The sequence below is a fragment of the Aeromicrobium sp. CFBP 8757 genome (assembly GCF_014841755.1).
In the GTDB taxonomy this organism is placed as follows: domain Bacteria; phylum Actinomycetota; class Actinomycetes; order Propionibacteriales; family Nocardioidaceae; genus Aeromicrobium.
In genome coordinates, this window is sequence record NZ_JACYUM010000001.1 from 446633 (window position 1) to 465241 (window position 18609).

Annotated in this window: 17 protein-coding genes; 13 read left to right on the forward strand and 4 right to left on the reverse strand. The window is 72.8% G+C overall.

Annotation, left to right across the window (positions count from 1 at the left end):
• Positions 1-20 precede the first annotated feature (20 nt).
• The gene (locus tag IFT73_RS02205) at positions 21-527 is read right to left on the reverse strand and encodes a hypothetical protein (protein ID WP_192166195.1); all 507 of its coding nucleotides are present in this window, start codon (positions 525-527) and stop codon (positions 21-23) included.
• The gene (locus IFT73_RS02210) at positions 524-865 is read right to left on the reverse strand and encodes a PadR family transcriptional regulator (protein WP_192166196.1); all 342 of its coding nucleotides are present in this window, start codon (positions 863-865) and stop codon (positions 524-526) included. The genes IFT73_RS02205 and IFT73_RS02210 overlap by 4 nt, the downstream gene beginning before the upstream one ends.
• 164 nt (positions 866-1029) lie before the next feature.
• Between IFT73_RS02210 and IFT73_RS02215 the strand changes: the two genes are divergently transcribed.
• The 7 genes from IFT73_RS02215 (at position 1030) to IFT73_RS02245 (ending at position 7123) form a co-directional block, all read left to right on the forward strand.
• Positions 1030-2232, forward strand: a complete 1203-nt coding sequence (locus IFT73_RS02215) for an acetyl-CoA C-acetyltransferase (protein WP_192166197.1) — start codon at positions 1030-1032, stop codon at positions 2230-2232.
• Between the two features lie 22 nt (positions 2233-2254).
• Positions 2255-3217, forward strand: coding sequence for a methylmalonyl Co-A mutase-associated GTPase MeaB (gene meaB / locus IFT73_RS02220; protein ID WP_192166198.1), 963 nt, complete (start codon positions 2255-2257; stop codon positions 3215-3217).
• Between the two features lie 53 nt (positions 3218-3270).
• Positions 3271-3429, forward strand: a complete 159-nt coding sequence (locus IFT73_RS02225; RefSeq protein WP_192166199.1) for a hypothetical protein — start codon at positions 3271-3273, stop codon at positions 3427-3429.
• Positions 3430-3436: 7 nt separating this feature from the next.
• The gene (locus IFT73_RS02230; RefSeq protein ID WP_157432503.1) at positions 3437-4009 is read left to right on the forward strand and encodes a PH domain-containing protein; all 573 of its coding nucleotides are present in this window, start codon (positions 3437-3439) and stop codon (positions 4007-4009) included.
• Between the two features lie 40 nt (positions 4010-4049).
• Positions 4050-4967, forward strand: a complete 918-nt coding sequence (locus tag IFT73_RS02235; protein ID WP_192166200.1) for a tetratricopeptide repeat protein — start codon at positions 4050-4052, stop codon at positions 4965-4967.
• A gap of 135 nt (positions 4968-5102) precedes the next feature.
• A complete protein-coding gene (locus IFT73_RS02240) occupies positions 5103-6152 on the forward strand; it encodes a hypothetical protein (protein WP_192166201.1) in 1050 nt (349 codons plus the stop codon).
• Positions 6149-7123, forward strand: coding sequence for a hypothetical protein (locus IFT73_RS02245; RefSeq protein WP_192166202.1), 975 nt, complete (start codon positions 6149-6151; stop codon positions 7121-7123). Before IFT73_RS02240 ends, IFT73_RS02245 begins: the two co-directional genes overlap by 4 nt.
• Positions 7124-7144: 21 nt before the next feature.
• On the opposite strand, the gene IFT73_RS18590 is transcribed toward IFT73_RS02245, so the two are convergent.
• Positions 7145-8005: an NUDIX hydrolase gene (locus IFT73_RS18590; protein ID WP_197983465.1), complete on the reverse strand. Its 861-nt coding sequence runs from the start codon at positions 8003-8005 to the stop codon at positions 7145-7147.
• Positions 8006-8065: 60 nt separating this feature from the next.
• On the reverse strand, positions 8066-9274 hold the full coding sequence (locus IFT73_RS02255) for a S1C family serine protease (RefSeq protein ID WP_192166203.1): 1209 nt from the start codon (positions 9272-9274) through the stop codon (positions 8066-8068).
• Between the two features lie 152 nt (positions 9275-9426).
• Here IFT73_RS02255 and IFT73_RS02260 point away from each other — a divergent pair, with 152 nt between their 5' ends.
• The 6 genes from IFT73_RS02260 (at position 9427) to treY (ending at position 18564) form a co-directional block, all read left to right on the forward strand.
• Entirely contained in the window at positions 9427-9951 is a 525-nt protein-coding gene (locus tag IFT73_RS02260) for a winged helix-turn-helix domain-containing protein (protein WP_056607267.1), read from the forward strand.
• Positions 9948-11258, forward strand: a complete 1311-nt coding sequence (locus IFT73_RS02265; RefSeq protein ID WP_192166204.1) for an MFS transporter — start codon at positions 9948-9950, stop codon at positions 11256-11258. Before IFT73_RS02260 ends, IFT73_RS02265 begins: the two co-directional genes overlap by 4 nt.
• Entirely contained in the window at positions 11251-12030 is a 780-nt protein-coding gene (locus IFT73_RS02270) for an enoyl-CoA hydratase/isomerase family protein (RefSeq protein WP_192166205.1), read from the forward strand. The genes IFT73_RS02265 and IFT73_RS02270 overlap by 8 nt, the downstream gene beginning before the upstream one ends.
• An 87-nt stretch (positions 12031-12117) precedes the next feature.
• Complete coding sequence (gene malQ / locus IFT73_RS02275; RefSeq protein WP_192166206.1) at positions 12118-14094, forward strand: 4-alpha-glucanotransferase; 1977 nt, start codon at positions 12118-12120, stop codon at positions 14092-14094.
• A 79-nt stretch (positions 14095-14173) separates the two neighbouring features.
• Positions 14174-16300 carry a glycogen debranching protein GlgX gene (gene glgX / locus IFT73_RS02280; protein WP_192166207.1) on the forward strand — a complete coding sequence of 709 codons (2127 nt, stop codon included), beginning with the start codon at positions 14174-14176 and terminating at the stop codon, positions 16298-16300.
• Positions 16297-18564 (forward strand): malto-oligosyltrehalose synthase, encoded by a 2268-nt coding sequence (gene treY / locus IFT73_RS02285; RefSeq protein WP_192166208.1) that lies wholly within the window; start codon positions 16297-16299, stop codon positions 18562-18564. Before glgX ends, treY begins: the two co-directional genes overlap by 4 nt.
• Positions 18565-18609 lie beyond the last annotated feature (45 nt).

The window sequence follows — 18609 nt, forward strand, 5'->3', positions numbered from 1 at the left end:
AGATGAGCAGGGGGAGGTCGTCAGCCCCAGACGCGGATCGCGGCGACGGCGCCCAGGACGAGCACGACGGGCCCGCCGACCAGCAGCGCCAGCCCGCCGGGGGAGAACGGCACGAGGTCGGTGCCGGTGCGCGGGTCGCGGACGCTCGTGGACCGGCGCCACACGCTGAGCCACCCCGGGACGCCGATCGCGAGTCCTGCGACGATCCACACCCAGCCGGGTCGTCCCCAGTAGAGGTGGTCCAGCAGCACCGCGAACAGGCCCTGCGCGAGCAGCCAGCCGGCGATCCCGGAGCCCGCGATGCTGACGGCCGTGCGCCACCTCGGCTCGGGCCGGTGCTCCTCGGTCAGGCTGGCGGCGTACGCCTTCGGCGTGCCGAACGCGTCCGTCGGGTCCTCACCCGTGTCGGCCACGTGGCTCTCGACCTCGGCGACGATCTCCCCGATGCGGTCGCCGGGGACGTCCTTGAGGCGCAGCGCCAGCACCAGTCGCTGCTGGTAGTCGGATCGGGGGTGGTCGGCGCTCATCGGCGATTCCTCTGGTCGGGGACCAGGCTCGCCGCCCGGTCGGTGAAGGTGTGCCAGGCGGCCGATCGCTCGGCCAGGTGGGTCCTGCCCTCCTCGGTGACGGCGAAGAACTTGCGTCCGGGGCCGCCGACGCCCTCGCGCCAGGACGACGTCACGTGCCCGGCTGACTCGAGACGGTTCAGCACGGGGTAGAGCGTCCCGCCCTTGACGGTGCCGAGTCCGGCCGACCGCAGGCGCTGGATGATGACGTACCCGTACGTCTCGTCCTGCGCGACGACCGACAGGACGGCCAGCGACAGCAGGGCGCGCAGCCACTCGGAGGGGAGGTCGTCGTCCATGGCTAGACCGTAGCGCCGACTAGTCAGTCTGGCAACCTAGTGAGAAGAACGCTCGTGGGGTGATCCAGCGCACACCGGGGATGTTCCCGTGTTACCGATGGGTAAAGTGCCCAGCACCGTCTCGAGCTCCGTCTTCTCGGGACTGTCCTCCAAGGAGCCGCTCCATGAACCAGTCCGCGAACCCGTCCGTCATCGTCGCCGGCGCCCGCACCCCGATCGGTCGCCTGCTGGGCGGCCTGAAGAGCCTGTCGGGCTCCGACCTGGGTGGCCTGGCCATCAAGGGGGCCCTCGAGAAGGCCGGCGTCTCCGGCGACCAGGTCGACTACGTCATCATGGGCCAGGTGCTGCAGGCCGGCGCGGGGCAGGTCCCCGCCCGCCAGGCCGCGCACAAGGGCGGCATCCCGCTCGACGTCCCGTCGCTGACGATCAACAAGGTGTGCCTGTCGGGCATCAACGCGATCGCGCTGGCCGACCAGCTGATCCGCGCCGGCGAGCACGAGATCATCGTCGCGGGTGGCCAGGAGTCGATGACGCAGGCCCCGCACATGCTGCTGGGATCGCGCGAGGGCACCAAGTACGGCGACACCAAGCTCGTCGACCACATGGCCGCCGACGGTCTGTGGGACGCCCTGACCGACCAGGCCATGGGTGGGCTCACCGAGCAGATCAACGCCGACCAGCAGAAGTTCACCCGCGAGGAGCAGGACGCGTTCAGCGCCGCATCGCACCAGAAGGCCGCGACAGCCCAGAAGAACGGTGTCTTCGACGACGAGATCGTCCCGGTCGAGATCCCGACCCGCAAGGGCGACCCGGTCGTCGTCGCGGCCGACGAGGGCGTCCGCGCCGACACGACCACCGAGTCGCTCGGCAGGCTGCGTCCGGCCTTCGACAAGAACGGCACCATCACGGCGGGATCGGCCAGCCAGATCTCCGACGGCGCCGCGGCGGTCGTCGTCATGAGCCGCGCCAAGGCCGAGGAGCTCGGCCTGTCGTGGATCGCCGAGATCGGCGCCGCGGGCGTCGTCGCGGGCCCCGACTCGAGCCTGCAGGACCAGCCCGCCAACGCGATCGCGCAGGCGTGCCGCAAGGAGGGCATCGCGCCCACCGACCTCGACCTCGTCGAGATCAACGAGGCGTTCGCCGCCGTCGGCCTGGCCAGCACCGCCGGGCTCGGCATCTCCGCCGACATCGTGAACGTCAACGGCGGCGCGATCGCGCTCGGCCACCCCATCGGTGCCAGCGGCGCCCGCATCGCGCTGCACCTCGCGCTCGAGCTCGGTCGTCGCGGCGGCGGCGTCGGCGCGGCCGCCCTGTGCGGTGGCGGCGGCCAGGGCGACGCGCTGATCCTGCGCGTCCCCGCCAAGTAGTCGATCGGCGACCGGTCCCTCGATGAGCCCCACCAGCCGCGCCACGTCCGTGGCCGACCTCGTGCAGCAGGCACGTGACGGTCAGCCACGGGCCGTGGCGCGGCTGATCTCGCTGGTCGAGGACAGGTCGCCGTCGCTGCGCGAGGTCAGCGCCGCCCTGACCCCGCTGGTGGGCCACGCCCACGTCGTCGGCATCACGGGCTCGCCGGGTGTCGGCAAGTCGACGTCGACCTCGGCGCTCGTCACCGCGCTGCGGGCCGCGGGCCGGCGGGTGGGCGTGCTGGCGGTCGACCCGACGTCCCCGTTCTCGGGCGGCGCGCTGCTGGGCGACCGGGTGCGGATGCAGGACCACGCGCTCGACGAGGGCGTCTACATCCGGTCGATGGCCAGCCGCGGCCACCTCGGCGGCCTGTCGGCCACGGCCCCGCAGGCGCTGCGCGTGCTCGACGCCGCGGGGTGCGACGTCGTCCTGGTCGAGACGGTCGGCGTGGGTCAGTCCGAGGTCGAGATCGCGGGCCTGGCCGACACGACGCTCGTGCTGCTGGCGCCCGGCATGGGCGACGGCATCCAGGCCGCGAAGGCCGGCATCCTCGAGATCGGCGACGTCTTCGTCGTCAACAAGGCCGATCGCGAGGGCGCCCAGTCGACCCGGCGCGAGCTGCGCTCGGTGATCGGCATGGCCGACCGGGGCGACGACGCGTGGAGGCCGCCCGTGCTCCTGACGACCGCGACGACCGGCGACGGCGTCGACGAGGTCGTGCAGGCCATCACCGACCACCACCGTCACCTCGACGCCTCGGGCGAGCTCGTCCGCCGCCGCCTGGCCCGCACGCGGCGCGAGATCGAGGCGCTGGCGCTGCTCGAGGTCAGCTCGCGGTTCGCGCACCTGTCGGGCGACGCCCGTCTCGACACGCTCGCGCAGCAGGTGCTGGACGGCGAGTCGGACCCGTTCGCGGCCGCCGCCACGCTGGTCGAGCACCTCTGACGGCCTCGGCGCGCCTGTCGGGGATCGGACGCGCCGTCGGTCACGATGGGACGGTGCTGAAAAAGGTCATCGCGCTGCTCGTCGTCGGGTTCGTCATCTATTACCTGTTGAACACCCCGGCCAGCGCCGCCGACGCCGTGAGCGACGCCTTCGGCGCGATCATGGACGCCTTCCGGCAGTTCGGCATCTTCTTCAACGAGCTCGTCGAGTAGTCCTGCCATGATCCGGGCGCTGCTCGACTGGGTCCTGGAGCTGCTGCCCGATCACGACATCGACGGCAACCTGCTCCAGAACCCCACCGAGCACAAGGTCGGCGAGTACGCGCACCACCCGATCGTCTACGCGCGGGCGCTGGCCGAGCTCGCGGGCGCGCTGCTGCTGGTCGTCCTCGCGGTCATCGGCCCGGTCAGCATCGGCTGGCTCCCGCTGCTGCTCGCGGCCGGGCTGGCCGGGCACGCGGTCTACCTGTGGCTGCGCGACCGCCGCGACATCTTCGTGCTGACCGACATGCGCGTGTTCCGCGTGACGGGCATCTTCTCGACCAAGCGGGCGACGGTGCCGATCAACCGCATCCTCGACGTGACGGTCGAGCGTCCGCTCCTCGGGCGGTGGCCGTTCACGTACGGGCACATGACCTTCGAGTCGGCGGCGCAGGAGCAGGGTGTGCGGCACATCCGCTACATCGCCGACGTCGACGTCATCGACCACGCGATCCAGAAGGTCGTGCAGGACGCCGGTCTGCGTGGCCGTCGTCCGCACGACCAGCAGCGCATCATCGACCAGCAGTACTGACCGGGCGCGCGCCCGTGCCGCGGGTTCCTAGTATGGGGTCATGAACTTCTCGCGACCCGGTGCCATCGATCTGTCCGCACTGAAGCAGCCCGCCGCGCGTACGGCCGCCGCCCAGGGGGCCGGTGACGCCTCCGGCAGCTCCTACGCCGTCGACATCGACGAGACGACGTTCCAGTCGGTCGCCCTCGAGGCCTCGATGTCGTACGTCGTGGTGCTGGGCCTGTGGTCGTCGCGCTCGCCGCAGAGCGGGGCGTTCAACGACCTGATCGGCTCGGTCGTCGACTCCTACGGCGGGCAGATCATGCTGGCGCGGGTCGACGTCGACGCGAGCCCGCAGATCGCCCAGGCGCTGCAGGCGCAGGGCGTGCCGTACGTCGCCGGGCTCGTCAAGGGCCAGCCCGTGCCGCTGTTCCAGGGCACCGTCGACGAGGCCGAGATGCGCCGCTACTTCGACGAGCTGGTGCGCATCGCCGCCGAGAACGGGCTGACGGGTCGTGCGCAGCCGACCGGCGCGGCACCCGACGCCGCCGAGCAGGAGGAGCCCGAGGATCCCCGCTTCGCGGCGGCCGAGGAGGCCTTCATGGCCAGCGACTTCGACACCGCCGTCGCCGAGTACGAGAAGCTGCGGGTGCAGTACCCGGCCGACGTCGAGGTCGCCGAGCGCCTCGCGCGGGTCAAGTGGCTGTCGCGCACCCACGGCGCCGACCTGCAGGCGGCGAGGGCCGCGGCCGCCGACCGTCCTGACGACATCGACGCCCAGATGCTGGTCGCCGACCTCGACATCAGCGGCGGCCACGTCGACGACGCCTTCGACCGGCTCATCGGCCTGGTGCGCGCGACGTCGGGCGACGATCGCGAGCGCGTCCGCGAGCGGCTGCTCGAGCTGTTCACGGTCGTCGGCATCGCCGATCCGTCCGTCATGACCGCGCGGCGGGCCCTCGCCACCGCCCTGTTCTGAGCCCGCGTCCCGGACGGACGCACCCGGATTCTTTTCGCCCGCCGTCGTGGTGTCGTCGCACGGGATCGCAGGGCTCCTGAGGGTATGGTCGGGGCGGCGTCACCACCGGCGGTGGCCCGCACAGGAAGAGTGTCGATGCGGACGTGGTGGGGCTGGGCGCTGTCGGTGCTCGGCGTGCTGCTCGCGGCGACCGGCGCCGGGGTCATGGTCGTCCTGGGGCCCGACAGCCGGCTCTCGACCGGCCCGCACGCGATCGAGACCGACGACATCGCGGTCGTGACGGCACCCGAGGTCATCCGCTGGGCCGACGTCAAGATCGACGTCCGGGCCGAGCTGCCGGCACGCAAGCCCGTGTTCATCGGTCTCGGCAACACCGTCGACGTGCAGAGCTACCTGGCCGGGACCCGGCGGCTCGAGGTCACGTCGTTCGACCGGCCGTGGACGATCACGACCCGCGCCGTCGACGGTGCGCCCGCCCTGCCGGGTGCGCCGACGGCGCTCGACTGGTGGATCGCGACGTCGGAGCCCCGGCTGGGCGGTGCGACGCTGAGCGCCCGGCTGCCCGACGAGTCGGTCTCGCTGGCGATCCTGTCGGTCGGCTCGTCGAACCTGGCGGGCCTCGAGGTGACGCTGGCGTACGGCGTCAACAACGGCTTCCTCAAGGGCGCGTCGACGTCGCTGCTGGGGCTGGCGGTGCTCTGGGTCGGCGTCCTCGCGATCCGCTCGCGACGGCGCGACGACGCGGACGGGGACGACCTCGGGGACGACCTCGAGGAGGAGATCGTCTACGTGTACGTCGACGACGACGGGGTCGAGCACGAGATCTCGGCCGAGGAGGCCGCCGACCTCGAGGTCGTCGACGAGGTCGGTGCGGACGACGACCTGCCGCAGCCGACGCCCGACGCTGACGCGGAGCCGGAGCCGGAGCCGGAGCCGGAGCCCGTGCCGACCGTGCCGCAGGTCGTCGTGCCGGGCGTGCTGACGGCCGCCGACATCGCCGCCGGTCGCGACCGCGCGCAGCCCGCCCCGGACCCCGACCCCGAGCCCGACCCCGACCCCGAGCCCGAGCGCGTCGTCTACGTCTTCGTCGACGAGGACGGCGTCGAGCACGAGGTCGGCGAGGACGAGCTCGCCGAGTTCGAGGTCGTCGACGACGAGACGGACGACGGAGGGGGCAGGCCGTGAGGCGGACGATCGTGGCACTCGCGTGCTCGCTGGCGCTGACGGCCTGCGCCGTCCCGCACGAGCGCGACGACCTGACCCCGCGCAAGACCGCGGCCAGCGCGGACACCGTGACCACGGTGATCGACCGCTACCGCGAGGTGCGCAGCTCGGCCGTCGCGCTGCTCGACCCGAAGCCGCTGTCGACCGTCGAGACGGGCGCCGTGCTGGCGATCGACTCCGGCTCGTTCGCGGTGTCGCAGGGCTCGTCCACGACGCAGGAGGGCGACACCTCCGACGTCGAGGTCACGGACGTCGAGGTGCCGCGCTTCACGAAGTACCCGCTGTGGTTCAGCGCCGTGGTGCGTGACCGGCAGCTGGGCGTCAACCGCGTGCAGGTGTTCGAGCGGGCGTCGTCGGTCGACCCGTGGCTGCTGACCGCGAGCCCCGAGACGCTCTCCGGCACGGAGCTGCCCGCGATCCGCCGCGCCGACGGGGCTGCCCGCACGGTCGGGGCCGATGACGGCGTCGGCATGGCGATGTCGCCCCAGGAGGCGGCCGACGCCTACGCGGCCGTGCTGGCCGACCCGGGGGCCGAGCAGTCGGCCGAGATCGCGGACGACTCGTTCATCAAGCAGATGCGCACGACCGCAGCGACGAATGCCGACCTCGAGAACGTGACGTTCAGCCAGACGTGGGAGGCGCAGGACGTCCAGTACGCCCTGCGCACCGGCGACGGGGGAGCCCTGGCGTTCGTGACGCTGCTGCGCAAGGACACCTACACCGTCGCCGACGGGCTGACGGTCACGTGGCCCGAGGGCTCGCCGCAGCGTGCGTTCCTGTCGGAGGGCATCTCGGGCTCGGGCACCCTCAGCTACCTGCACCAGGTGCTGCTGTACCTGCCGGGCGGAGCCGGCGAGCCGCGGGCCCTGGGCCAGTACGGCGGCGTCGTCGGCGGCGAGGGCGGTCAGGGCGGCGGCGGCGCCACCGGCTGACGGTCGCCCCGACGGGTCACGTCACTCGGGCTGCTTGGGCGCCTCGCGGTAGACCGGCAGCGAGCCGGCGTCGACGGCCTCGAGCAGCTCGATCGCGGCATCGGTGGCGCGATCGCGGACGTCGGCGGGGTCGCACCAGTGGACCGCCTTGATCTCGGTGGGCTGCAGCGTCATGCCGTCGGTGATCGTGCTGTCGACGACGCCGAGGTCGAACAGGAAGATGCACGCGTCGTCCCAGCCGCGCCACGCCGGCAGCCAGTTGACGGTCAGCAGGTCGCGCACCTCGACCGTGGTGCCCAGCTCCTCCTCGAGCTCGCGCACCAGCCCGACGGACGGCGCCTCGCCGACCTCGATGACGCCGCCGGGCAGGTCCCACTCCTGCTTGTAGGTCAGCTCGCACAGCAGCACGCGGCCGCGTTCGTCGCGCACCAGGCCCTGGCTGATGATCCGCTTCGTCGGCAGCCCGGCGTTGAGGATCGCGATGAACCCCTCGCGGGTGTCGGCGGGCGGGTCGTCGACCAGGCGGGCCATCAGCACGTCGTCGGCGCCGTCGCCGGGGCGTCGCACGATGCCCTCGCGCCGCAGCCCGGCGATCGAGGCGGCCCGGACGTCACGCGTGTCGTCGGTCGACAGGCGCACCTCGACCCGGCCGACGTCGAGCGCGTCGAAGGCGTGGGCCACGGCCAGCCGGAGCGCCCGGGCGACCACGAACGGCTTCTCGATGCGGGAGTTCCAGCGGATCGACGCGGTGCCCGGGCCCTCGCGGCGCAGGGCCACGGTGCCGAGCCGCTCGCCGCCGAGCACGATCGCGAATCCCGTGAACTCGTCGGATCCCGAGGTGGGCTCGAGGGCGAGGTCGTCGTCACGCAGGCTCACGGGCATGCCGTCAGGCTATCGGCCCCGGCCCGGCACGGCTCGCCCGTGCGTCCGAACCGTGGTCGCTCAGCCGATCGGGCCCTCGCCGAGCGTCACGGTCTCGGTGTGGGCCCGACCGGACGGATCGGTCCACGCGACCGTCACGCGGTCGCCGACGGCGAGCTCGGCCACCGCGGACGCGAGGGCGTCGGACGACGTCACGGCCCGGCCGCCGAGCGACGTGATCGTGCTGCCCGCGACGATGCCGGCGTCCGCGGCGGGGGAGTCGTCCTGCACCCCGGCGACGAGCGCGCCCGTCACCTCCGCCGACAGCGAGATCCCGAGGTACCCGTGGTTGCCGATCTGCACGGTGCCGCTCGACGTCCCCGCCTCGATCTGGTCGGCGATCTCCAGCGCCTGGGCGATCGGCACGGCGTATCCCGTGATGTCGGCCGAGCCGCTGGACGCCGCGGTGCTCATGCCGACGACCTCGCCGTCGTCGTCGTAGAGCGCGCCGCCGGAGTCGCCCGCGATGATGTCGGCGTCGATCTCGATGAGCCCCGTCAGCCGGCTCGCGTCGCCGCCGGTCTCGCTCGAGACCGTGATCGACTGGTCCACGCCGAGGACCGTGCCGGCCGCGGCGCTGGCGGCACCGCCGTCGCCGTTGGCGTTGCCCACCGCCGTGACGGAGTCGCCGACCGCCACGGTCTCGGCGGTGTCGGTCGTGACCGTGGCGAGGCCCTGCGCGTCGACGAGCTGCAGCACCGCGACGTCGTGCGTCGCGTCGTAGCCGACGACCTCGGCGTCGTACGTCGTGCCGGTCGAGACGACCTCCACGGAGATCGACGTCGCGCCCTCCACGACGTGGTGGTTGGTCAGGATCTCGCCGTCGGACGTCAGGACCATGCCGGTGCCGGCGGCCTGGCCGGACCCGTAGTCGAGCGTCGTGTCGATGTAGACCAGCCCCTTCTCCTGCGTCTCGGAGGCGTCCGTCGCGGTGGTCTGCTGCGTCGAGCCCGACGTGCTCCCGTCACCGCTGATACCGCCGAGACCGCTGCGGCCGTCCGGGAGGGTCGCCGGGCCGCCGAATCCGCCGTAGCCGTACCCCGACGAGGGTGCGGTGAGGGTGCGCTGCTGGGTCGCGACCGACGTGCCGGTCGAGTCGGCCTGGCCGGCGGTGATGCCGAACGCCGTCATGCCGGCGGCCGCGACGGCCGTGGTGGCCAGGACGGCGATCCGGCGGCGCGGACGGGGACGGGCGGCGGGCCGTGCGAAGGCGGTGGGCTGGTCGTTCATGGGATCTCCCTGGTGGTCGGTGCTGCCAGTCAAGATCGCGAGGCTGGGTGCCGCCTGTGAGGAGGGTGGGCGTGCGATGAGCGCCGGGCAGACCACGCGGGGGCTGCAAAGAACTGTTTGCAAAGAACTCTTTGCGGTTCTATCGTGGGCGCATGGCACTCACCCGCAAGGTCGTCGACGACCTCGAGACCCTCAAGGCCGTCTCGCACCCCCTGCGGCTCTCGCTGCTCGGCCGTCTCCGCGCCGACGGGCCCGCGACGGCGTCCGAGCTCGGCCGCGCGCTGGGGGAGTCCAGCGGCTCGACGTCGTACCACCTCCGCCAGCTCGAGCGCTTCGGCTTCGTCGGCGACGACGACGAGCAGCCGTCGGGTCGCGAGCGCCGGTGGAGGGCGCTGCACGACGCGACGTCGTTCCCGACCGGCCTCGCCGAGCTCGACGGGGGACGCGAGTTCGTCGACGTCGTCCGCCGCCGCCAGGAGGAGCACCTGCGCAACGGCCTCGAGGCGTGGACCGATCACCGTCCGGGCCTCGGGCACAGCGACTACGACCTGCGCCTCGACCCCGCCGACCTCGAGGCGCTCGGCGACGAGCTGCACGCGCTGGTCGAGCGCTACTCGCACCGGCAGGGCTCCGAGCACGTCGCCCTGCACGTCATCACGCTGCCGCAGACGTCGTGAGCGTCCGGTCGCGGTTCTGGCTGCTCGCGGCGGTCCGCTGGCTGCCGACCGGGTTGATTGTGCCCGTGATGGCGCTGCTGCCGCTCGACAGGGGTCTGTCGGTCGCCGAGCTCGGGGGCGTCCTGGCGGTGCAGGGCGTCGTCGTGCTGCTCCTCGAGCTGCCCACCGGCGGCTTCGCCGACACGCTCGGACGGCGTCCGGTCTGGATCGCGTCGGCGGTCGTGGCCTCCGTGGCGTACGGCCTGTACTCCGTCGCGCAGACGCCGGTGGTGTTCGCGGCGGCGGTGGCCCTCACCGGCGTGTTCCGCGCGCTCGACAGCGGCCCGCTGAACGCGTGGTTCGTCGACACGGTCGGCGAGCAGGTGCCCGAGCCGGCTCGCAGCGCCGAGGTGGCGCGGGGCCTGGCGGGTTACGCGGCGGTCGTGGGCCTGTCGATCGCGGTGGGTGCGCTGCTGTCGGCGGGCCTCGTCGCCTGGGCGCCGTTCGGCCGGGCCGAGGCGCTGGCGGTGCCCCACCGGGTCGCCTGCGCGCTCGCGGTCGTGCAGGTCGTGGCGGCCTGGGTGCTCATGGACGAGGACCGCTCGGCCCGCGTGGGAGGCGTCGTCCGGTCGGTGCGGGCCACCCCGCGGGCGATCGCCGACGGCGCGCGTCTGCTGCTGCGCTCACGCGTCCTGCGCGCCCTCGTGGCGGTCGAGGTGCTGTGGGGCTTCGGCCTGGTCGCGTTCGAGTCGATGACACCGGTCCGGCTGGAGGAGATGCTGGGGGACGGCGACCTCGCGGCGACCGTCATGGGGCCCGCCTCCGCGGGGGCCTGGGCGGTCTCGGCCGTCGGAGCCGCCGCCGTGCCCTGGCTGCTGCGCCGGTGGAGCCTCGTGGCGGTGTCGGTCGCGCTCAAGGTCGTGCAGGCCCTCACGGTCGTCGCGATGGGGGTGGCCGCCGGACCCGTCGGGCTCGTGGCGGGTCTGCTCGCGACGTACGCCGTGCACTCGGCCGCCGGGGCCGTCTACGAGACGTTGCTGCACCAGCAGGCGCGACCCGAGAACCGCGCCACGGTGCTGTCGCTGGCGTCGATGGCGATGCACCCCGGTGCGGCGGTCGGCGCGGTCGTCCTCGGTGCCGTGGCCACCAGCGCCTCGCCGGGTGCCGCGATGGTGGTCGGCGGGCTGGTGCTGGGCGCGGCCGCCCCGCTGTTCCTCGTCACGCCGACGCGCGGGGGCGGACGCCCGACAGGTGCCGCACCTCCTATGCTCGGTCGCGACGGCGGCACGTCGGTCGCCAGAGACGGTGTGGAGGCACGACATGACTGAATTCGTCCGGCTCGAGGTCAGCGACGGGGTGGGCACGATCCGCCTCGACCGCCCGAAGATGAACGCCCTGAACGCGCAGCTGCAGCGCGAGCTCGGCGAGGTGGCCCGCGAGGCCGACGAGCGCGACGACGTCGCCGCGGTCGTCCTGTTCGGCGGCGAGCGCGTGTTCGCGGCGGGTGCGGACGTCAAGGAGATGGCCACGATGTCGCACGCCGAGATGGTCAGGCACGCCCACCTGCTGCAGGCCTTCACGCGCGACGTCGCGGCGATCAGCAAGCCGACCGTCACGGCGATCACGGGCTTCGCCCTTGGCGGCGGGTGCGAGCTGGCGCTGTCGACCGACGTGCGCTTCGCGGCCGACGACGCCAAGCTCGGGCAGCCCGAGATCCTGCTGGGGATCATCCCCGGCGCCGGCGGCACGCAGCGCCTCGCGCGGCTCGTCGGCCCGGCCAAGGCCAAGGACCTCATCTTCACGGGACGCTTCGTCGACGCCGCCGAGGCGCTCGCGATCGGCCTGGTCGACCAGGTGCACCCCGCCGACGCCGTCTACGGCAAGGCCGTCGAGTGGGCGTCGCAGTTCGTCGGCGGGCCGCGGCTCGCGCTGCGCGCCGCCAAGAACGCCGTCGACCGCGGTCTCGAGGTCGACCTGCAGACCGGGCTCGAGATCGAGCGCGTCGAGTTCTCGGGGCTCTTCGCGACCGACGACCGCGTCGCGGGCATGACGTCGTTCGTCGAGAGCGGACCCGGCAAGGCGACCTTCACGGGCCGCTGACCGTCGGCGGTGCCGGGCGGGCGTGCGGGCGCGAAGGTCACACCGCGTGGATTGGCACCGTCGGGGTCCGTCCGCGATGCTGGTCGCGTGCCGCAGACGACGTGTCCTCCGAACCTCGCCGAGCTGGCCCGCGCCCACGGCGTCGCGACCGAGTACGAGGGGTCCGACCGCACGCCGGTGCAGGTCGACCCGTCCCTCGTCGTCGCGGTGCTCGGCATGCTCGACGTCGACGCCACCTCCGACGAGGCCGTCGAGGCGTCGCTCGCCGCGGCGGGAGAGCGTGACCGCACGACGTCGCTGCCGCCGACCGTCGTCGTCGTCGAGGGGCGTCCGACGTCGCTGGACGTAGCGGTGCGCCTCGACCTCGAGGACGGCACGAGCCGTGAGGTCGGGGCGGGGGAGCCCCTGCCGTCCGACCTGCCGCTCGGCTGGCACACCGCCGTCGCGGGCGAGCGGACGTCGACCGTGATCGTGGCGCCGGCCCGCATGGACGACATCCGCCCCACGTGGGGCTGGATGCTGCAGCTGTACGCGCTGCGGTCGGCCGACTCGTGGGGCATGGGCGACTTCGGCGACCTCGCGGAGTTCGCCCGTCGCGCCGGCACCGAGCAGGGGGCCGGGGTCGTGCTGGTCAACCCCGTCCAGGCCGTCTCGCCGACGCACCCGATCCAGCGCTCGCCGTACTCACCGGCCAGCCGGCGCTTCGCGAACCCGCTGTACCTGCGGGTCACCGACACCGCCGCCTACCGGTCCGCCGACGCCGCACTGCAGGCGGCCGTCCTGGCCCTCGCGCCGCAACGCGACACCGACGAGATCGAGCACGACGCCGTGTGGGACGCGAAGCTCGCGGCGCTCGAGCTGCTGTGGCCCCACCGGCCCGAGGCCGAACGGGCCGTCGAGCCCGATGACGCCCTGCGCGACTTCGCGACGTTCTGCGCGCTGGCCGAGCAGCACGGCGGCGACTGGCGCGACTGGCCCACGACGCTGCACGACCCCGCGGGCCCGGCGGTGACGCAGCTGCGGGTCGAGCTGGCCGACCGGATCGCCTTCCACGTGTGGCTGCAGCACCGGTGCCGCGAGCAGCTCGACGCGGCGCGGGCGGCGGCGCGCGAGGGCGGCATGGGCGTCGGCATCGTCCACGACCTGCCCGTCGGGGTCAGCGCGGGCGGTCCCGACACGTGGTCGCAGCGCGAGGTCTTCGCACCGTCGGTGCGGGTGGGCTGCCCCGCCGACGCCTTCAACGAGCTGGGCCAGGACTGGGGCCTGCCGCCGTTCCGTCCCGCCGAGCTCGCCGCAGCCGGCTACCAGCCGTTCCGCGAGGTCGTGCGCAGCGTCCTGCGCCACGCCGACGGCATCCGGATCGACCACATCGCGGGCCTGTGGCGCCTGTGGTGGATCCCGCCGGGAGAGCCCGCGCACCGCGGCACCTACGTGCACTACGACGCCGACGCGATGCTCGCGGTCGTCGCGCTCGAGGCGCACCGCGCCGGGGCCATCATCGTCGGCGAGGACCTCGGGACGGTCGAGGACGTCGTGACCGAGACGATGCACGAGCGCGGCATGCTGAGCTCGGCCGTGCTGTGGTTCGAGCGCGACTGGGACGCCGACGGCCAGCCGTTCCGGCGTCCCGGCGACTGGGAGCCCGCGACGATGGCGAGCGTCACGACGCACGACCTGCCGACCGCGACGGGATGGCTCGACGCCGAACACGTGCGCCTGCGCGCGTCCCTCGACCTGCTCGACGGTCCGGTGGACGACTCGCTCGCCGAGGCGGCCGCCGACCGCGAGGCGCTGATGGCCCTCGTGCGGGACGAGGGCATCGACGTCACCGACCCGGTCGTCGCGCTGCACGCCGTCATCGCCCGCGCCGCGTCGCGGCTCGTGCTGAGCGCGCCCACCGACGTCGTCGGCGAGCGTCGCCAGCCCAACCTCCCCGGAACGGTCGACGAGTACCCCAACTGGCGGATCCCGCTGCCCGTGACGCTCGAGCAGTTCTTCGACGACGAGCACGTCGCGACGGTCGTCGCGCCGCTGCGCGCCGAGCGTCCGCCTCCGGGCGACTGACCTCACAGCTCCCCACGGGTTGCCCCTGCCGAATGGGGGTAATCGGTGACAGATGTCCATCACAACCACTGGAGACCCCTTGCACCCCTGGCCCGGCAGCGCCTACCCGTTGGGTGCCACGTACGACGGCGTCGGCACCAACTTCGCCCTGTTCTCCGAGGTCGCCGACAAGGTCGAGCTGTGCCTCTTCGACGAGGACGGCACCGAGACCCGCGTGCACCTCGAGGAGGTCGACGGCTTCGTCCACCACGGCTACCTGCCGAGCATCGGCCCCGGCCAGCGCTACGGCTACCGCGTCCACGGCCCGTACGAGCCCGCGCAGGGCCTGCGCTGCAACCCCAACAAGCTGCTGATCGACCCCTACGCCAAGGCCTTCTCGCACGGCGTCGACTGGGACGACTCGCTGTTCGGCTACTCGTTCGATGACCCCGACGAGCGCAACGACCTCGACTCCGCCGGCCACGTGCCGTACTCGCTGGTCACCAACCCGTTCTTCGACTGGGCCAACGACCGCCTGCCCCGCACGCCCTACAACGAGTCGGTCGTCTACGAGGCGCACGTCAAGGGCCTGACCATGACGCATCCCGACGTGCCCGAGGAGCTGCGCGGCACGTACGCCGGCCTGGCCCACCCGTCGGTCGTCGAGCACCTGCAGGGTCTCGGCGTGACGGCGCTCGAGCTGCTGCCCGTCCACCAGTTCGTGACCGATCACTACCTGGTCGAGAAGGGCCTCACGAACTACTGGGGCTACAACACGATCGGCTTCTTCGCCCCGCACGACGCGTACACGTCGCGTCCGGGCGCGCAGGTCGAGGAGTTCAAGGGCATGGTGCGCGCGATGCACGAGGCGGGCATCGAGGTCATCCTCGACGTCGTCTACAACCACACCGCCGAGGGCAACCACCTCGGGCCGACGCTGTCGATGAAGGGCATCGACAACCAGTCGTACTACCGCCTGGTCGAGGACGACCAGCAGTTCTACATGGACTACACCGGCACCGGCAACTCGCTCAACGTCGGCAACCCGCACGCGCTGCAGCTCATCATGGACTCGCTGCGCTACTGGGTCACCGAGATGCACGTCGACGGCTTCCGCTTCGACCTCGCCGCGACGCTGGCGCGCGAGTTCTACGACGTCGACAAGCTCGCGACCTTCTTCGAGCTCGTCCAGCAGGACCCGGTGGTCAGCCAGGTCAAGCTCATCGCCGAGCCGTGGGACGTCGGCCCCGGCGGCTACCAGGTCGGCGGGTTCCCCCCGCAGTGGACGGAGTGGAACGGCGAGTACCGCGACGTCGTCCGCGACTTCTGGCGCGGCGAGCCCTCGACGCTGGGCGAGTTCGCCTCGCGCATCACCGGCTCGTCCGACCTGTACCAGGACAACGGCCGCCGCCCGTACGCGTCGGTCAACTTCATCACGGCGCACGACGGCTTCACGCTGGCCGACCTGGTCGCGTACAACGAGAAGCACAACGACGAGAACGGCGAGGACGGCAACGACGGCGCCGACGACAACCGCTCGTGGAACTGCGGCGTCGAGGGGCCGACCGACGACGCCGAGGTCGTCGCGCTGCGCGACTGCCAGCGGCGCAACCTCATGGCGACGCTGCTGCTGTCGCAGGGCGTCCCGATGATCCTGCACGGCGACGAGCTCGGACGCAGCCAGGGCGGCAACAACAACGCGTACTGCCAGGACAACGAGGTCGCGTGGATCGACTGGTCGCGCGCGGCCGACGACCACGAGATGACGCAGTTCACGAGCGCGCTGGCGGCGTTCCGCCAGCAGCACCCCGTGTTCCGCCGCCGTCGCTTCTTCGAGGGCCGGCCGATCCGCAAGGGCGAGCGCAGCGCGGAGAACCTGGGCGACATCGGCTGGTTCACGCCCGCGGGCGAGGAGATGCAGGAGCAGAACTGGGACGACGGCTTCGGCAAGTCGATCGTGATGTTCCTCAACGGCGAGGCGATCGCCGACCGCGACCGCCGCGGCGAGCGGGTCGTCGACGACTCGTTCCTGATGGCGTTCAACGCCCACTTCGAGGACATCGAGTGGACCGTGCCCGGCGAGGAGTACGGCCCGGGCTGGGGCCTGGTGGTCGACAGCTGCGCCGGCACCGTGCACACCACGCCGATGGGCGACGTCGTCCCGGCCGGCGGCACGCTGACCCTGCCGGCCCGGTCGCTGGTGGTGCTGCAGAGGGTCGCGTCGTGACCACGCCGTCGTCGACGTACCGGCTGCAGCTGCGGCCGGAGTTCGGCTTCGGCGACGCCCGTGACGTCGTCGACTACCTCGACGCGCTGGGGGTGGGGGCCGTGTACGTGTCGCCCGTGCTCGACGCCACGCCGGGATCGACGCACGGCTACGACGTGACCGACCCGCGGGTCGCGCGTCCCGCCCTCGGTGGCGAGGAGGGGCGGCTCGCGCTGGCCGACGCGGTGCGAGCCGCGGGCCTGGGGCTCGTCGTCGACATCGTGCCGAACCACATGTCGGTCGAGGTGCCCGCCGCCAACCCGTTCTGGTGGGACCTGCTGACCAAGGGGCGGGCGTCGCAGTTCGCGCACTGGTTCGACGTCGACTGGAGCCGCGACCGCATCCTCGTGCCGGTCCTCGGCTCGGCCGACGACGTCGACGAGCTGACGGTCGAGGACGACGAGCTCGTGTACTTCGATCACCGCTTCCCGATCACGGGCGACACCGACGGCACGCCACAGGAGATCCACGACCGCCAGCCCTACGAGCTGGTCGACTGGCGGCGTGGCAACACCGAGCTGAACTACCGGCGCTTCTTCGACATCACGACGCTGGCCGCCGTGCGCGTCGAGCAGCGCGACGTCTTCGAGATGGTGCACTCCGCGGTCCTGCGCTGGGTCGCGGACGGTGACGTGACGGGCCTGCGCGTCGACCACCCCGACGGGCTGGCCGACCCCACGGGCTACATGCGCTGGCTGCGCGACGCCGCGCCCGGGGCGTGGATCGTCGTCGAGAAGATCCTGCACCCGGGGGAGGACCTGCCCGAGAGCTGGCCCGTCGACGGCACGACGGGCTACGACGCGCTGGGCGAGATCTTCGGCGTGCTGGTCGACCCGGCCGGCGAGGCGCCGCTGACGTCGCTGGCCGCCGAGCTGGGCCAGGACACCGACTACGCCGCGGTCGAGCAGGACGCGCGCCGGCTCGTGACCGACGAGATCCTGGTGGCCGAGGTGCGTCGCATCGCGGCCCTGGTCGATGCCGACGAGGCCGATGCCCGCGCCGCGGTCGCCGAGACCATGATCGCGTTCGACGTCTACCGGTCGTACCTGCCCGACGAGGCCGATCACTGGCGCAGCTCGATCGCGACGGCGCGCGAGCGGCGTCCCGACCTCGCCGACGCGCTCGACGCGCTCGACCGCCAGGTCACGGGCGAGCCCGACGGCGAGCTGGCGACCCGCATCCAGCAGACGTCCGGCATGGTCGTGGCCAAGGGCACCGAGGACACGACGTTCTACCGCTACACGCGCTTCGCGGCCCTCAACGAGGTCGGCGGCTCGCCCGACCGCTTCGGCATCGACGTCGACGAGCTGCACCGTCTCGCCGCCGCGCGCGACGGGGGATCGCCCGCCGCGATGACGACGTTGACGACGCACGACACCAAGCGGTCCGAGGACGTCCGCGCCCGCATGGCGGTGCTGTCGGAGGTCGCCGACGAGTTCGCCGACCTCGTCCGCACGTGGTCGGCGCGGTGCGGGCTCGGCGAGCCGTCGCTCGAGCTGCTGGCGTGGCAGACGCTCGTCGGCGCCGCCCCGATCAGCGACGAGCGCCTGGTCGACTACCTGCTCAAGGCGGCGCGCGAGTCGAAGATCCGCACGACGTGGACCGAGCCCGACGAGGAGTTCGAGCAGAGCATCCGCGACTGGCCCGCCGCCGTGCGTGCCGCGGTCGGCGACGACGTGGACGCCTTCGTCGAGCGCATCACCGGACCCGGCTGGACCAACGCGCTGAGCCAGAAGATGCTGCAGCTGACCGCCCCCGGCGTGCCCGACGTCTACCAGGGCACCGAGCTGTGGGACTTCTCGCTCGTCGACCCCGACAACCGTCGCCCCGTCGACTACGCGCTGCGCCGCACGGTCCTCGCGCGTCTCGACGACGGCGAGGTGCCGGCGGTCGACGAGACGGGCGCCGCCAAGCTGCTGCTGGTGCACCGCGTGCTGACGCTGCGTCGCGACCGTCCCGAGCTGTTCCGGGGCTACCGGCCGATGCGGGCCGAGGGGCCGGCCGCCGATCACGCGGTCGAGTACGGACGAGGCGACGACCTCGTCGTCGTCGCGACCCGTCTGCCCGTCGGGCTGGGGGAGTCCGGCGGCTGGCGCGACACGACGCTCGCCCTGCCGGCCGGCGAGTGGACCGACGCCCTGACGGGCGAGACGGTCGACGGGTCGTCGGCGCGGCTCGCGTCCGTCCTCGACCGCTACCCGGTCGCGCTGCTCGTGCGGGGCTGATCCGTCGCCTACCGTGGGCGCTGCGGCGGCGACTGGGTCGCCCGG

Excerpts from the sequence above, each read along its gene's own strand:
- IFT73_RS02205 (WP_192166195.1), bottom strand. The coding sequence starts at position 527 with ATGAGCGCCGACCACCCCCGATCCGACTACCAGCAGCGACTGGTGCTG.
- IFT73_RS02210 (WP_192166196.1), bottom strand. The coding sequence starts at position 865 with ATGGACGACGACCTCCCCTCCGAGTGGCTGCGCGCCCTGCTGTCGCTG.
- IFT73_RS02215 (WP_192166197.1), top strand. The coding sequence starts at position 1,030 with ATGAACCAGTCCGCGAACCCGTCCGTCATCGTCGCCGGCGCCCGCACC.
- meaB (WP_192166198.1), top strand. The coding sequence starts at position 2,255 with ATGAGCCCCACCAGCCGCGCCACGTCCGTGGCCGACCTCGTGCAGCAG.
- IFT73_RS02230 (WP_157432503.1), top strand. The coding sequence starts at position 3,437 with ATGATCCGGGCGCTGCTCGACTGGGTCCTGGAGCTGCTGCCCGATCAC.
- IFT73_RS02235 (WP_192166200.1), top strand. The coding sequence starts at position 4,050 with ATGAACTTCTCGCGACCCGGTGCCATCGATCTGTCCGCACTGAAGCAG.
- IFT73_RS02240 (WP_192166201.1), top strand. The coding sequence starts at position 5,103 with ATGCGGACGTGGTGGGGCTGGGCGCTGTCGGTGCTCGGCGTGCTGCTC.
- IFT73_RS18590 (WP_197983465.1), bottom strand. The coding sequence starts at position 8,005 with ATGCCCGTGAGCCTGCGTGACGACGACCTCGCCCTCGAGCCCACCTCG.
- IFT73_RS02255 (WP_192166203.1), bottom strand. The coding sequence starts at position 9,274 with ATGAACGACCAGCCCACCGCCTTCGCACGGCCCGCCGCCCGTCCCCGT.
- IFT73_RS02260 (WP_056607267.1), top strand. The coding sequence starts at position 9,427 with ATGGCACTCACCCGCAAGGTCGTCGACGACCTCGAGACCCTCAAGGCC.
- IFT73_RS02270 (WP_192166205.1), top strand. The coding sequence starts at position 11,251 with ATGACTGAATTCGTCCGGCTCGAGGTCAGCGACGGGGTGGGCACGATC.